Here is a 13,588-nt window from a genome sequence, read left to right on the forward strand (position 1 = left end):
GGGCTCCGCGCGATGCTGCATGCGGCAGCTGAGACGGTTGCGGACGACCGCCCGCAACGGGATGGAAGGAACACCCACCTATGGCGACTACGCCCACCGCCCCGCCGGACGTCGAAAAGACGTCCGACGCGGATCTCGACCAGGCGCTCCGCGAGGCTGTGCTGACCATCGAGAGCACGGAATACCAGAACGGGAACGTGGCCTTCAGCCCGCTCACCACACGTGACTGGGTCATCATCGCCACCGCCTACGTCCTGCTCCCGGCTCTGCTGGCATTGGTGGTGGGCACCGCATGAGTAAAGACGGAGCCTCCACGGCCACGGGAGCGGATTTCCACGAACATGCCCTGATGGGCCGCATCCCCGTGCTGTCCGGCGACCGGATCTACAACAAGTGGTACACCTGGGTCTTGCAGGCCTTCCTCTACGGTGCCGCCACCTGGTCGCTGCTGGCCGGCGGCTACCTGGGCTCCATCCTGCCCCCACTGCAGGGTTTCGCGGCCTTCATCCTGGGGCAGACGATCTCGCTGGTCCTGGGCGCGCTGTTCACCGGAGTGATCTCCAGTCGCTTCGGTGTCGACCTCACCGATGCCTCCCGGACGGTGCTGGGTCCGCGCGGCTCCCAGTTCGTGCGGTTCCTGGTGTTCGCCGGCATGACGGTGACCACTCTGATCCTGGTGTCGCTGATGGCGGCAGCTTTCGGCCAGTTCGCCGAAGTCACCCTGGGCATGTCGTCCGGCGCGTTCGTCGGCGCTGTGTGCGCCACCGTCGCGCTGATCTTCTGCGTGGTGATTGCCAAGATCGGGCCGTCCATCCTGGAACGGGTGGCCAACTGGATCATCTTCCCGTTGTTCATGATTCTGCTCATCGCGCTCGCCTGGGCATTGATCAGCCGGTACGGCTTCGTCGACTTGTGGGCACTGCGACCCGATCCGGAACTGACCATCCCCGGCGCCTACATCCGCGCGGTCGAGTTCGGTCTGGCGACCGGCTTCGGCTACTGGATCACCACCGGCGCGATGTTCCGTCTGGTCAGCTCACCCCGACTGGCGATCCACGGCAGCACCATCGCCTGGTCGTACCTGATTCTGCCGATCAACGCCGTCGGCATCTTCGCTGCGCTGGCCGTCGGCACCGCCGATCCCACGCTGTGGATGTACGACCTGATGGGCCCGGTGGGTGGCGCACTGGCGATGATCTTCATCGTGGTTGCCAACATCACGGCGCTGATCGTGATGATCTATGTCGCCACGGTCGCGGCGCGTCAGTCGCAGGGCATGATGAAGATCCCGTCCTGGGTGATCATGTGTGTGATCGCGGCGCCCGCGGTGGTCGCGACGTTCTTCGCACACGAGGTGCTGGCCTCCTACGCCATCATCGTTGCCGGCCTTGCGCTTCCGGTGGCGCCCCTGGTCGCGGTGCTCACGGTGGACTTCTTCATCCTGCGGCGCAGCCAGATCGACATCAGGCACGTCTTCACCGCCAAGCAGGGCACGAAGTACTGGTACTGGGGCGGCGTGAACCTCGCGGCCATGGCTGCGGTGGCCGCGGGCATCGCGACGTACCTGTGGATGTACAACCCGCTGACCGGTGAAGCCGGCGTCGGTGCCTTCGAGTACCTGACGGCGACGATCCCGACCATGGTGGTCTCTGCGGTCGTGTACTGGGCGCTGTCGGTGTTCTATGTGATCCCGCAGGGACTCGGCGGATACCCGGGAGCCAAGGCGCCCAAGCATGCCGAGGTCGAGACGCACGAGATCAGCCTGTAACAGCCAACGAGAAAGGGGGCCTGCGGCATTGCGCCGCGGGCCCCCTTCATCGCGTTCAGGTGATCAGGCCGGAGCCGGGTTCACCGGGTCCAGTCCGCGTAGAACGGCGGCATGTCCGAGGACGCGGTGGCGGTGAAACGCGGATCCCGCTTTTCCCGGAATGCCGCCACACCCTCCGCCCCGTCGGCGATGCTGGTGTAGAACATCGCCAGCGAATCCACCCGGTGCGCATCGACCGGATGCTCCAGGGTGACGTTGCGGTAGAGCAGCTGGCGGGCCAGGGCCACCGCGACCGGGGACTTGCCCTTGGTCCACCGATCGGCCAGTTCGGTTGCCGCCGAGAGCAGTTCATCACCGGCATGGGCCGAACGGACCAGGCCCTTGTCCAGCGCGCCCTGTGCGTCGAGGATCTCGGCGGAGAACAACAGATCGAGTGCGGTGTCCAGTCCGACAATCCTGGGCAGGAACCAGGTCGAGGCCGCTTCCGGAGTGATGCCCAGCTTCCCGAAGACGAAACCGATCCGGCCCCGTTCGGAGATCAGCCGGGCATCCATGGCCAGCGTCATGGTGGCGCCGATGCCGACCGCGGGACCGTTGATCGCGGCGATGACGGGCTTGCGGCAGTCATGGATGGCCAGGGTGACCCGGCCGCCGGTGTCCCGTACCCGGCGCAGCCTCGGATCGTCCAGATCGTCCATGTCCGCCAGCGTCGGACGCAGGCTCTCGTCGAGTCCGAACGCATTGCCAGTGTCGGCGAGGTCCATCCCGGCGCAGAACGCCCGGCCGGCGCCGGTCACGATCACCGCGCGGACGTCGTCCCGGTCATTGACATGCCGGAATGTCCACTCGAGTTCGTCGGCCATCTCGACGGTGAACGCGTTCAAGCTGTCGGGACGGTTCAGTGTGACGGTAAGGACGCCGTCGGCGACGTCATGTTGCAGGGTGCTCAGATTCATCTATACCTCCATGGCGATTCCGTGGAAGTCAACCACCGGGAACGCGGTCGAATCGCTGGCAGATTCAGGGGAAGTTGGTGATCCAGACTTCGGTCTTTGGGGCAGGTGTAGCTCCTACCGGCGTCGATACGCTTCGTCTCGACGCTGGCCCCGACACGCCGGGGAGACGTTTCTCGCCTACATGCTGTTTGACAAGGAGGTCAATGTGACAGAGACAGTTGCGTCTCCGGCCACCCCCACCATCGCCCATGAGCGCCAGCAGTTCATCAATGGCGAATGGGTGTCGGGTGAGTCAAGCGAACTCATCGATGTGGTCAACCCCGCGACCGAGGAGATCATCGCCCAGGTGCCGGCCGGCACCGCCGGTGACGTCGACCGTGCCGTTGCGGCCGCGAAGGCGGCCTTCGAGTCCTGGTCGAGGACCCCGGTAGCCGAGCGGTTGCGGATCCTGGAGGCCGTTGTCGAGGGCTACCAGGCCCGTGAGGATGACCTGGTCCGGGTGATCAGCATGGAAATGGGTGCGCCCGAGTCGTTCTCGCGCGCCGCGCAGGTGCCGCTCCCGCTGATGACCATGACGACCGCCGTCGAGATCCTGCGGGACTTCAAGTTCGAGTACGAGGCCAACGGTGTCTCGATCGTGCGCGAGCCGATCGGTGTCATCGGCGCCATCACGCCGTGGAACTTCCCGTTGCACCAGGTGGCGCTGAAGGTGATCCCGGGTCTGGCCACCGGTTGCACCGTCGTGCTGAAGCCGTCGGAAGTGACCCCGCTGTCGTCGATCATCTTCACCGAGGTGCTCGAGGCCGCCGGCGTTCCCGCCGGTGTTTTCAACCTCGTGCAGGGACACGGGCCCGAGGTCGGCGAAGCCATCTCGAGCCACCCCGACATCGATCTGGTGTCGTTCACCGGCTCCACCCGTGCCGGTAAGCGGGTAACCGAACTCGGTGCGCAGACCGTCAAGCGGGTCACCCTCGAACTCGGCGGCAAATCCGCCAACATCATCCTCGACGACGCCGATTTTGAAGCCGCGATCCCGGCCGGTGTCGCCGGTAGTTACCTCAACTGCGGCCAGGCCTGCAATGCCCCCACCCGGATGCTGGTGCCCCGGGCGCGGCTTGCCGAAGTCGAGGAGCTGGCCAAGAAGGCCGCCGAGACGTTCGAGGCCGGCGCGGCTACCGAGGGCAAGACCCCGCTCGGGCCGGTGACCACCGAGGCTGGGCTGCACCGGGTGCGGCGCTACATCGAGCAGGGCGTCGAAGAGGGTGCCAAGCTGATCGCGGGCGGTGCGGAGCCCGTCGAGGGCCCCGGTTACTTCGTCCGGCCGACGGTGTTCAGCAATGTCACCCAGGACATGACGATCGCCCGTGAGGAGATCTTCGGCCCGGTGCTCTCGATCATCGCCTACGACACGGTGGACGAGGCGGTGGCGATCGCCAACGACTCCGAGTACGGACTCGGCGGTTGGGTCTGGTCCGGCGACGCTACCCGTGCGCGGGAGGTCGCCAAGCGGATCCGGACGGGGCAGGTGTACATCAACGGCGCCGGGATCCATCCGTACGCGCCCTTCGGTGGCTACAAGCAGTCCGGCAACGGGCGCGAGTGGGGCCTGTACGGCTTCGAAGAGGTCCTGGAGACCAAAGCGATCCTGGGCTGAGCTTTGCATGCCTGAGAACGGGGCGTCACGGCCTATCGCCGGGGCGCCCCGTTTTGGCACTATGACAAGGTAGAAGAGCAGGTCGGGGCGCTCGCGTAGCGTCGGCGACCGGTGTAACACAGAATTGACGGGTGAACCCCCGGCTAACCATTGACAAACGTACCGGTCGGTTTGTTACGGTATGGGCCAGTTCACATTGTGGCCCAGGTAACAGGAGTATCGGATGACGACGTCGCTGAGAATGATCGATGGTGGCGCAGAGCAGTACTTCACCCCGTCGGGGGCTGCGGGCGATGGTGTTGTCGACGGTGCCGGCTACGAACGGCGGGTCGGGGCCGAACTGTTGCGACGCATCGGCGGCATCGGCGCATCGGTCGCTGAACGTGACGTGCAAGCGGTGCTCGACGACCTCGCCGTCGCGGTCACCGAGGCCTCGCCGTGGGCGATGTGCGGGATCGAGACCTTCGATCCCGCGGAGCGGACCCTGCTCGACTGGACGCACGCCGGGTTCGCCCCGTCCGCAGGTGAGATCTTCGACCAATGGGTCAACGAGGGCGACCCCTCGCTGACGTCGGCGATCCGGGACCGGATCCTGGTGATCCCCGACGTGTCCAAGGCCGACGAGTTTCCCACCACGCGACGTGAGGCGATCCGGACGGGTTTCCGTTCGGCCATCTATGTCCCGGTCCGATTGACGGATCGGTTCAGCGTGCTGACCCTGTCGCACAGCGCTGTCCATGATTTCACCCGCGAGGAGATCGCACTTGCCGAGTCGATCGCCGCGGCGATCGCCGCGGTGGTGGAAGCCGCCACGGCCGCCGCCAGTAAGGCGGCCACCGTGGGTCCGGACAGCGCACTGCGCGCCCGGGCGCACGACCGGCTGTTGCGCCTTCAGGTCAGCGGTGCCACCGTGGGCGATCTCTGTTGTGGCATAGCGGATCTGTTGGATTCGCCGGTGCTCCTGATCGACCGTTTCGAACAGCCGCTGGCGTCCGCGAACCTCAACCCCGAGCAGACCGCGGAGGTGCTCGACATGCTCTCCGGGCATCGGTCCGCGCTGCGTGCGGGCGGGAACGTGACCCGACTTAAAGTCGGCGGGCAGGAACTGCTCGTGGGCCACGCCCGCGATGGCGCCAACCGCCTCGGCTCCCTGATCATCGGCGTGCCGCCGGGCTCCGATCCCGACCCGGCGATGTCTGAGCTGGTGGAGCTGGCCTGCGATCACGTGACGCTGGCGCTGCTGCGGCAACGCGCGGCCATCGAGACCGATATCCGCATGCGGCAGGACTTCGGCGAGGCACTCGGCGCAACCGATGCCAGCGGCCTCGCGCTCACCCAGTCGGCTGCCGTGCTGGGTATCGATCTGACTGTGCCGCAGCGTGTCCTACGGGTGCACCCGGAGGGTCTCCGTTGCCAACTCTCCGCGCACGACGCGTTCGAGGTGGCCGAGCTGTTGACCAAGCGGCTCGCCCAGAACGGTGTCAACGCCGTGGTCGCTTCCGTCGGCGGTGTCGACTTCGTGGTCGTCCTGCACGACGAGGACAACCGCCGGGGCGCAGCGACGCCGGCCGACGTGGTGCGGTCCGGACTTCGAGACCTGTTGAGCGCCTTGCTCGGCGCCGCGGCGGGCAGCATCGCGATCGGCATCGGGATCGGTAACCCCGCTCCCGGCGTGCACGGCCTGGACCGCTCGCACCGGGAGGCCAAGCGGGCCCTGGAGGTCGCCCGGAACATCGAGGGCGATGACGCCGAACGGCACATCGGCGATGTCGGTAGCTATGCCGTGCTGGCCGCGTCCTCGACTGCGACCGCCGACGATCAGGACCTGTTCGTGCGGCGCTACCTGGAACCGCTGATGGACTACGACCGTATCCACAACGCCGGATACGTCGAGACCCTGCAGACGTACTTCGAGAGCGTCGGCAACGTGCAGCGGACCGCGGACAAACTGTTCCTGCACCTGTCCACCGTGCGGTACCGGCTCAAGCGGATCGAGGAGATCGCCGCGATCGACCTGCGCGAGGAGGAGGACCGGCTGTGCATGCAGCTGGCACTGCGGATCGTGCGGTTCGCCGACAAGGGCCGTAGCGCGAACTGAACGGTGCCGCGTGAACTGAACAGGCTGCACTGAAAGTCTTTGCAGCTTTCGGCAGTTTTGCAGCCACCGGCTTCACTGTCCGGTCATGTTGCGCTGGGACCGCCGTCACTATCGTCGGAATCGGCGGCTCGCGATACCCCACTCGAACGTAGAGCGTGGCGACCGGCGCGAGTTCTGCACTGCTGCGGCCTGCTTCAGCACCACCGTTTTCGAGAAGGGACACACCATGAAGATCGGTATCTTGCAGGAAGGCGAGTACACCGGTTCCACCGTCGAAGAGCGTTACCACGAGATCATCGAGGAGATGGTCCTGGCCGACAAGATGGGGTTCTCGGTGTTCGGTTCCTCCGAACAGCACTTCGAGGGACCCAAGTTCTCGATTCCCGCGCCCGAGGTGCTGTACGCCGCCATCGCGATGCGCACCGAGCGGATCAAGTTGCGGCCCATGGGCGTCGTCGCGTTGTCCTGGAACAACCCCATCCTGGTCGCCGAGCGGCTGGCCGCGCTCGACGTCCTCTCGCGCGGACGCGCCGAACTGTGCACCGCCCGGTCGAACAACGCCAAGACCCTCGGCATCTTCGGCGTGGATCCGTCGAAGACCCGCGAGATATGGGGCGAGACCATGGATGCGCTGGAGACCATCTTCAGCAATCCGGAAGCGGCCGAGTACCACGGCGAGCACTGGGATTTCCCGGAGACCTCGGTGGTGCCGACGTTCGTGAACAAGCGCTACCCGGCCATCTCGGTCGCCGCGAGCAGCGTCGAGTCCCATGCGATGGCGGCCAAGCGTGGCATCGGGGCGATCACGTGGGAGAACTACTTCGGGTTCGACTACATGCAGGAATGCCTCGAGGCCTATCAGAAGGCCATTCCCGAGACCACCGCTGAGCCCGGCCGGCTGAACAACTACCTCGGCGTCTACGTGGGCACCGCGTTCTGCGCCCCGACCACCGAAGAGGCCCGGGCCGTGGCCGGCGAGCAGGCACTGGAGTACTTCCGGGTCACCCTGGACATGTACCGCAAGATCTCCCAGAACCCGGGCTATGAGTACATGAGCCACATCAACACGATGCTCGACAAGGGCGACGATCTGGATTGGCTGTGCGAGTCGACCTCATCGGTGATGGTGGGCACCCCCGACGATTACATCCGCCGCCTCAAGGATCTGGAGGCGCGCGGTGTCGACGAGGTGCTGCTGCGTATCGATACGTTCGGGCACCAGAAGCACATGGAGTGCATCGAACTGATCGGCCGCGAGGTCATCCCGGCGGTCTCCTGACCCTGGGCGTGACGGCGCTGCGACCCGGTGCGGGTCGCAGCACCGTCGCCGGGTGTTCCGTCTTTCCGCCGATTCGCACCCGCCGATTTCATTGGTCTGCCGGTACTGGTCAGGTGTGCTTGGTCGCTAGCGTGGCGGTCGTGACCCATATCATCGGCAATGTCAACACAATTGAACTCTCCTACAGTGAATCCACCGTCGAAGGACACCCGGCGATCAGTACCGGTGTGTACCCGCTCGATGAGGTCGCAGGCGGGTCGATGGGCGTGTGGGAGGGTAAGCCGGGCGTCTTCGTCGGCGCTCCGCACGCCGATGAGGTCTTCGTGGTGCTGTCCGGTAGCGCCACCATCACGGCGGGCCAGGACGCCCCGGTGAGTACCGCGCAGGGCGACATCGTCCGGCTCGCCAAGGACGTCGAAGTCCGCTGGGATATCGCCGAGACGCTGCGGATCTTCTACATCTTTCCCTGACTCGGGTTAGAACAGACGAAAGGCCGAGCGGCGCTCCATCTGGACAGCCGCTCGGCCTCTGTCGTCCCGGGTGACTGCCGGTCTAGGATTCGCCGGCCGCGGCGACCGTCTCCATCAGCGAACCGGCCACCGGAACGTAATCGGTGAGAGTCCAATTGCCCAGCTCCGCAGCGGTATTCGGATCCCTCTTGAACAGGTCACGAGCGGCCTCCTTGGAGGCAGCCTTGACGACGATCTCCCCGCCGGGCGCATCATCATCACCACGGATGGTCGCCAGCACGATGGCATCCTGCGCCATCAGGGCTTCGACGAACGCGACGTGCTGGTCGGCGACGGCCGCACGCTTCTGCCGGGCCTCCTCGTTGTTGTGATAGTTGTACAGTCCCGCGTACAGCGGCATGAGAGTTCCTCTCGCAGGGGTCTCGACGGATCGTCCATTCGCACGCTAGCCACACTGGGTTACATTGTCTCCCTCTACATGTCGAAATGGATGGACGGGTATTCGCCGGTTCATCTGATTATGCGACTCTGACCGGTGTCGAGCTCCCGGGATGGCTATCCTGACCCGGAATCGACGTTGTCTGCGGTCATCAAAGATAGGGAGCTACCCATGCCCACAATGTCTGCCGAACAACGAATGTCGTTCCTCGCCGAGGCGCGCGTCGGTGTCCTCGCGGTGGAATGGGCCGACCGTGCTCCGTTGAGCGTTCCGGTCTGGTACGACTACGAACCGGGTGGCGACGTACTGGTGTGGACATACTCGAATTCGGTCAAGGACAAACTGATCCGTGCGGCCGGCCGGTTCTCGCTGACCGTTCAACAGGACACCCTGCCGTACCGGTTCGTCACGGTGCAGGGGCCGGTGATCACGACCGAACCGGGTGACCGGGATCGGGTACACAAAATCGCGTCGCGCTACCTGAGTGAAGAAGGCGCACGGGTGTACGCCGAGAAGGAGTACGAACCGGAATCGGTGAGCATCTTCATGCGGCCCGAGCGCTGGCTGAGCGGGGTATTCCTGGAGGATGAGATCTACCGATGAGACGGTGCCAGACGTCCCCACAACTTCGGCGAGCGGCGCTGGAAGCCCGATTCCCGGAATGGGCCCCGCGGCCGATGCACCGGTGGTTGGATCACATCGCCGACGAGTTCCCGGGCCGTGACTTCATCGTCACCGATGCACGCGACTACTCCTACCGTGAGATGCAACGGTGGTCGTGTGATCTCGCCAGGGGGCTGGCGGCCCGGGGGCTGGGCAAGGGCGACCATGTCGCGGTCCTGATGGCGAACCACCCGGAGTATGTTGCGCTGAAGTTCGCGATCAGCCGGCTGGGCGCGGTGATCATCCCGATCAACATCAACTATCAGCGTGACGAATTACGGTTCATACTCACGGATTCGGAAGCCAAGGCGTTGGTCGTCATGACCGGCTTCGGTGCGCGGGACTATCTCGGCTTACTCGACGACACGATCCCAGGGTGGAACGGCGCCTGCCGGCCGGCAGATCTGTCGAACCTGGGATTCATCGCCCAGTTCGAAACGACAGTGCCGGCCCGCGACGGCGTGCCGACACTCTCCGAACTCGCCTGCGGGGGAGGGGAGGATCCGGATGTTCCGGTCGGCGGGGACGACCCCAGCGTCATCTTCTACACATCCGGCACCACGGGCTCGCCGAAGGGCGTGATCTGGAGCCACGACGCCGAGGCGCGAATCGCCTACGGGGCGGCCCTCACCCGTGCATTCGGTGACGGCTGGCGGGTGCAGGCCGCACTGCCGCTCTTTCATGTGATGGCCAACAACGAGGCCCTGCACGCGGCGATGTTCGTCGGCGGAGCGTACATCCCCCGGTTACGGTTCGACGTCGCAGACTTCGTAACGGCGATCCAGCGACATCGCCCGACGGAGATCGTCACGGTCCCCACCATGACGGTGGCACTGTGCGAATCCGATGAGGCGGCGGCCGCCGACACCAGTTCGCTCGTCGCCCTGATGTGCGCGGGGGCAAACGCGCCGGCCTGGCTCTGGGAGCGCGCCGCCGAAGCCCTCGGCGTGCAGGAGATGACCACGGCGTACGGCATGACCGAAACCGGGGGAGCACCCGCGGCGGCCAGACCCGAGTTGGGCGTCGAGCACGTGTCCACCACCGTCGGCCAGGTCCGGATGGGCGGTGTGGCGGCCGCACCCGACATGAATGGCCTGCTGGCCGAGGTCGCGACCGTGGACCCGGATACCGGTGAGCGTTTGCCGGAAGGGGCTGAGGGCGAACTCATCTCGCGCGGACCCACCAATGCCATCGGCTACTGGAAGCGGCCCGAGGCGACGGCCGAGACCTTTCGGGACGGGTGGGTCTTCACCGGTGATCTGGCCCGCATCCTGGCCGACGGCTCGATCGTCCTGACCGGCCGGAAGAAGGAGATGATCCGTAGCGGCGGCGAGAACTTCGCGCCCAAGGAGGTCGAGGATCTACTGACCCGGCATCCGGCGGTGAGCCAGGCGTACGTCGTCGGCGTCCCGGACGTGAAGTGGGGCGAGTCCTGCTGCGCCTGGATCGTGCGCGAACCCCATACCGAGGTCAGCGCCGAGGAACTGATCGAGTTCTGCCGGGACAAGCTGGCCGCGTTCAAGCGGCCACGGCAGGTGTTGTTTCTCGCGGCCGAGGATCTGCCGAAGACGCCGACCGGCAAGGTGCAGAAGTTCGTCCTCGTCGAGATGGCCGTGCAGGCAATCGCGGGAGCCGGCTGACGCTACCTCCCGCGGTTGCCTTCCGTGACTCAGCGGTTGACGTCGACCACGAGCCGGCCGTTGATCTCACCGGCCAGGATCTGCTGCGAAGCGGCGGCCGCATCGGCCAGCCCGATCGTGCGGGTGACCGACTCGAGCCGATCGAGATCGAGTGCGTCGTCGAGCAATTGCCACGCTGCGATGCGGTCTGCGGCGGCAGCGTACACCGACTCGATGCCGACCACGGTGGCTCCGCGGAGGATGAACGGCATGGCCGTCGTGGTGAATTTCCGACCCTTGGCGACGCCGACGACGGCCACCACACCGCCGTAGCGCAGCTGGCCCAGCAGGCCGGTCATCACGTCGCTACCGACATTGTCGATCGCGGCGGCCCAGCGCGCCTTTTCCAGTCCGGCGTTGCTTTCCGGGACGGTCGGCGCCACGACGTCGACGGCACCCAATGCCCGCAGGGATTCGCGCTCGGCCTCGACATGGCGGGTCGACGCCACCGCGTCATAGCCCAGTGCGGACAACAGGTTGATCGCCACCGAGCCCACCCCACCGGATGCGCCGGTCACCAGTACCGGGCCGCTCTCGGGCGTGATACCGAGGCGACGGATCGCCGCAACAGAGAGCGCTGCGGTGTACCCCGCGGTGCCGATGGCCGCGGCGTCCTTCGTGGTGAACCGTCGGGGTACCGGAAGCAGCCAGTCACCCGGCACCCGAGTGCGCTGGGTCAGACCGCCATCGCGGTCGGTACCGATACCGAAGCCGTTGAGCACCACCCGATCTCCGGCCGTCCACCGAGGATGCGTAGATTCGGCCACCACACCCGCGAAGTCGATGCCGGGGATCAGGGGCAGCATCCTGGGTAGTGCAGAGCCCGGGGCCATGGTGAGCCCGTCCTTGTAGTTCAGGTCGGAGTACTCGACATCGACCACCACATCTCCGGCCGGTAACGCGGACTCGTCCAGTTCGGTGACGGTGACTTCCCCCGTTTCGCTGTTGAGAAGTTGTACTGCAGAGAACGTGCCCATGGCTTTTCTGTTCCTTTTCGGTGGCGGATCTACGCCGCGACAGCGTAGACCGAACCGGCTCATCGACCTGGATGAAATCTGGGCGGCGACTTCCTCCCCGTCGTCGGTGGCAGCGGGTTGTGGCCGTCCTAGGCTGACCCAATCCAGAAGAAGGGGAGTACAGCTGTGCAGATCGGTGTTTTGTACCCGCAGATGCAGGCCGGAGGAGATCCCTCCCACGCGGCCCGATTCGCAAAAGCGGTCGAGGACTTGGGGTTTGACTACCTCCTGATCACCGACCATCCGCTCGGTGCGGCGCACGTAGACCGGGATCCGCCTCTGGAGGGCGACACCGACGAGAACAACACCTTCCACGACCCGTTCGTCCTGATGGGTTACCTGGCCGGCGTCACCGAGCGCCTCGAGCTCTCCACCGGTGTGCTGGTGCTGCCTCAGCGCCAGACCGCACTGGTGGCGCGGCAGGCGGCCGACGTGGACCTGTTCTCCGGTGAGCGGTTGCGACTCGGAGTCGGGGTGGGCTGGAACTACGTGGAATTCGAGGGTCTCAACGAGAACTTCAAGACCCGGGGCGCGCGCCAGGAAGAACAGATCGAACTGATGCGCAGGCTGTGGTCCGAACCGGTGGTGGATTTCACCGGACGTTTCCACCGCATCGACCGGGCCGGGATCAATCCCCGGCCCAAGCGATCCATCCCGATCTGGTCGGGTGGGTTCGGCGAACGCGCCTGGGACCGTGCCGCGCGGCTGTCCGACGGGTTCATCTTCTGGGGCTACGGCGGGGTCGACGAGGCGGTGAAGACCATTGCCGACATCCGTGAACGGGTCACGTCCTACGGGCGCTCGGCCGCGGACTTCGGTGGCGAGTACACATCGCTGAGCAACTTGTCCGACAACCTGGTCGCCGAGTGCAACGGCTGGCGTGAGGGTGGGGGCACCCACTTCGCGGTGTGCACGCTGGACTTCGGCTTCGACACCGATATCGACGCGCACATCGACTACATCACCAAGGTCGCCAAAGAGCTGGGTGTGTCCTGACCAACCGGCCGACCCGATCACGGAAGACCGCGCATGCCCGGCATGCGCGGTCTTTCTGCCGTGGGCGATGTGATGCACCTTGCAGCTTTCCCCAAGTTCGCGCCCGCCGATTTCTCCGTCCGGCGATAGTGTCCGCAGCCTCGCCGTGAATAGCCTGATCTGCATGACAACTCTTCTGGCCAGTGCAAATGACGTCACGTTCGATCTCGCCGACTACGACTCCGGCAACGGCATCCCGCCGGTCAAGGTGGGCATCCAGGAACTCGAGAAGGTCAACAGCACCACCGTCGGTGTGTGGGAGGTTCATCCCGGTGTGCTGGTCGGTGTCCCGGACACCGAGGAGGTTTTCATCGTGATCTCCGGTGACGCCACCATCACTTCCGCCGGCGATGCCGAGCCGATCGTGGTCGGCCCGGGCTCCGTGATCCGTCTCAAGGTCGGACAGGAGACCCGCTGGGACGTCCGCGAGACGGTCCGCAAGTTCTGGGTCCACGCCTGATGTGACGATGCCGCCGCCGGACGCCCTCCGCCGGCGGCATTCGCGTCCAGCTGCCATGGCAGCCGGATCGG

The 13,588-nt window shown here is 65.7% G+C and carries 13 protein-coding genes; 10 read left to right on the top strand and 3 right to left on the bottom strand.

Going from position 1 to position 13,588, the window contains the following annotated elements; all coding sequences use genetic code 11:
• Positions 1 to 80 precede the first annotated feature (80 nt).
• Positions 81 to 296, top strand: coding sequence for a hypothetical protein (locus K0O62_RS05620; RefSeq protein WP_073856231.1), 216 nt, complete (start codon positions 81 to 83; stop codon positions 294 to 296).
• Positions 293 to 1,768, top strand: a complete 1,476-nt coding sequence (locus tag K0O62_RS05625; protein WP_073856232.1) for a cytosine permease — start codon at positions 293 to 295, stop codon at positions 1,766 to 1,768. Before K0O62_RS05620 ends, K0O62_RS05625 begins: the two co-directional genes overlap by 4 nt.
• Positions 1,769 to 1,848: 80 nt before the next feature.
• Here K0O62_RS05625 and K0O62_RS05630 read toward each other — a convergent pair whose 3' ends face one another.
• Positions 1,849 to 2,724, bottom strand: a complete 876-nt coding sequence (locus K0O62_RS05630) for a crotonase/enoyl-CoA hydratase family protein (RefSeq protein ID WP_073856233.1) — start codon at positions 2,722 to 2,724, stop codon at positions 1,849 to 1,851.
• A gap of 205 nt (positions 2,725 to 2,929) precedes the next feature.
• Here K0O62_RS05630 and K0O62_RS05635 point away from each other — a divergent pair, with 205 nt between their 5' ends.
• From K0O62_RS05635 to K0O62_RS05650, 4 genes are all read left to right on the top strand, one after another.
• A complete protein-coding gene (locus K0O62_RS05635; protein WP_234800074.1) occupies positions 2,930 to 4,378 on the top strand; it encodes an aldehyde dehydrogenase family protein in 1,449 nt (482 codons plus the stop codon).
• Between the two features lie 223 nt (positions 4,379 to 4,601).
• Positions 4,602 to 6,476 (top strand): helix-turn-helix domain-containing protein, encoded by a 1,875-nt coding sequence (locus K0O62_RS05640; RefSeq protein ID WP_079244399.1) that lies wholly within the window; start codon positions 4,602 to 4,604, stop codon positions 6,474 to 6,476.
• A gap of 226 nt (positions 6,477 to 6,702) precedes the next feature.
• Complete coding sequence (locus tag K0O62_RS05645) at positions 6,703 to 7,755, top strand: LLM class flavin-dependent oxidoreductase (protein WP_073856235.1); 1,053 nt, start codon at positions 6,703 to 6,705, stop codon at positions 7,753 to 7,755.
• Positions 7,756 to 7,895: 140 nt separating this feature from the next.
• Complete coding sequence (locus K0O62_RS05650; protein WP_205870662.1) at positions 7,896 to 8,225, top strand: cupin domain-containing protein; 330 nt, start codon at positions 7,896 to 7,898, stop codon at positions 8,223 to 8,225.
• 82 nt (positions 8,226 to 8,307) lie between these two features.
• On the opposite strand, the gene K0O62_RS05655 is transcribed toward K0O62_RS05650, so the two are convergent.
• Positions 8,308 to 8,625 (bottom strand): YciI family protein, encoded by a 318-nt coding sequence (locus K0O62_RS05655; protein ID WP_073856236.1) that lies wholly within the window; start codon positions 8,623 to 8,625, stop codon positions 8,308 to 8,310.
• 210 nt (positions 8,626 to 8,835) lie between these two features.
• Here K0O62_RS05655 and K0O62_RS05660 point away from each other — a divergent pair, with 210 nt between their 5' ends.
• Complete coding sequence (locus K0O62_RS05660; RefSeq protein WP_097933877.1) at positions 8,836 to 9,267, top strand: pyridoxamine 5'-phosphate oxidase family protein; 432 nt, start codon at positions 8,836 to 8,838, stop codon at positions 9,265 to 9,267.
• Positions 9,268 to 9,341: 74 nt separating this feature from the next.
• On the top strand, positions 9,342 to 10,967 hold the full coding sequence (locus K0O62_RS05665) for a class I adenylate-forming enzyme family protein (RefSeq protein ID WP_234800075.1): 1,626 nt from the start codon (positions 9,342 to 9,344) through the stop codon (positions 10,965 to 10,967).
• A gap of 29 nt (positions 10,968 to 10,996) precedes the next feature.
• On the opposite strand, the gene K0O62_RS05670 is transcribed toward K0O62_RS05665, so the two are convergent.
• Complete coding sequence (locus tag K0O62_RS05670) at positions 10,997 to 11,983, bottom strand: acrylyl-CoA reductase family protein (RefSeq protein ID WP_073856238.1); 987 nt, start codon at positions 11,981 to 11,983, stop codon at positions 10,997 to 10,999.
• Between the two features lie 165 nt (positions 11,984 to 12,148).
• Here K0O62_RS05670 and K0O62_RS05675 point away from each other — a divergent pair, with 165 nt between their 5' ends.
• Positions 12,149 to 13,018, top strand: coding sequence for an LLM class F420-dependent oxidoreductase (locus K0O62_RS05675; protein WP_073856239.1), 870 nt, complete (start codon positions 12,149 to 12,151; stop codon positions 13,016 to 13,018).
• Between the two features lie 163 nt (positions 13,019 to 13,181).
• On the top strand, positions 13,182 to 13,517 hold the full coding sequence (locus K0O62_RS05680; RefSeq protein WP_131817394.1) for a cupin domain-containing protein: 336 nt from the start codon (positions 13,182 to 13,184) through the stop codon (positions 13,515 to 13,517).
• Positions 13,518 to 13,588: the final 71 nt, after the last annotated feature.

Origin of the sequence: Mycolicibacterium diernhoferi (assembly GCF_019456655.1) — a bacterium.
GTDB classification, from domain to species: Bacteria; Actinomycetota; Actinomycetes; order Mycobacteriales; family Mycobacteriaceae; genus Mycobacterium; species Mycobacterium diernhoferi.

Coding starts and splice junctions, on each gene's coding strand:
- K0O62_RS05625 (WP_073856232.1), top strand. CDS start 293: ATGAGTAAAGACGGAGCCTCCACGGCCACGGGAGCGGATTTCCACGAA.
- K0O62_RS05680 (WP_131817394.1), top strand. CDS start 13,182: ATGACAACTCTTCTGGCCAGTGCAAATGACGTCACGTTCGATCTCGCC.
- K0O62_RS05640 (WP_079244399.1), top strand. CDS start 4,602: ATGACGACGTCGCTGAGAATGATCGATGGTGGCGCAGAGCAGTACTTC.
- K0O62_RS05655 (WP_073856236.1), bottom strand. CDS start 8,625: ATGCCGCTGTACGCGGGACTGTACAACTATCACAACAACGAGGAGGCC.
- K0O62_RS05630 (WP_073856233.1), bottom strand. CDS start 2,724: ATGAATCTGAGCACCCTGCAACATGACGTCGCCGACGGCGTCCTTACC.
- K0O62_RS05620 (WP_073856231.1), top strand. CDS start 81: ATGGCGACTACGCCCACCGCCCCGCCGGACGTCGAAAAGACGTCCGAC.
- K0O62_RS05660 (WP_097933877.1), top strand. CDS start 8,836: ATGCCCACAATGTCTGCCGAACAACGAATGTCGTTCCTCGCCGAGGCG.
- K0O62_RS05645 (WP_073856235.1), top strand. CDS start 6,703: ATGAAGATCGGTATCTTGCAGGAAGGCGAGTACACCGGTTCCACCGTC.
- K0O62_RS05670 (WP_073856238.1), bottom strand. CDS start 11,983: ATGGGCACGTTCTCTGCAGTACAACTTCTCAACAGCGAAACGGGGGAA.
- K0O62_RS05665 (WP_234800075.1), top strand. CDS start 9,342: ATGCACCGGTGGTTGGATCACATCGCCGACGAGTTCCCGGGCCGTGAC.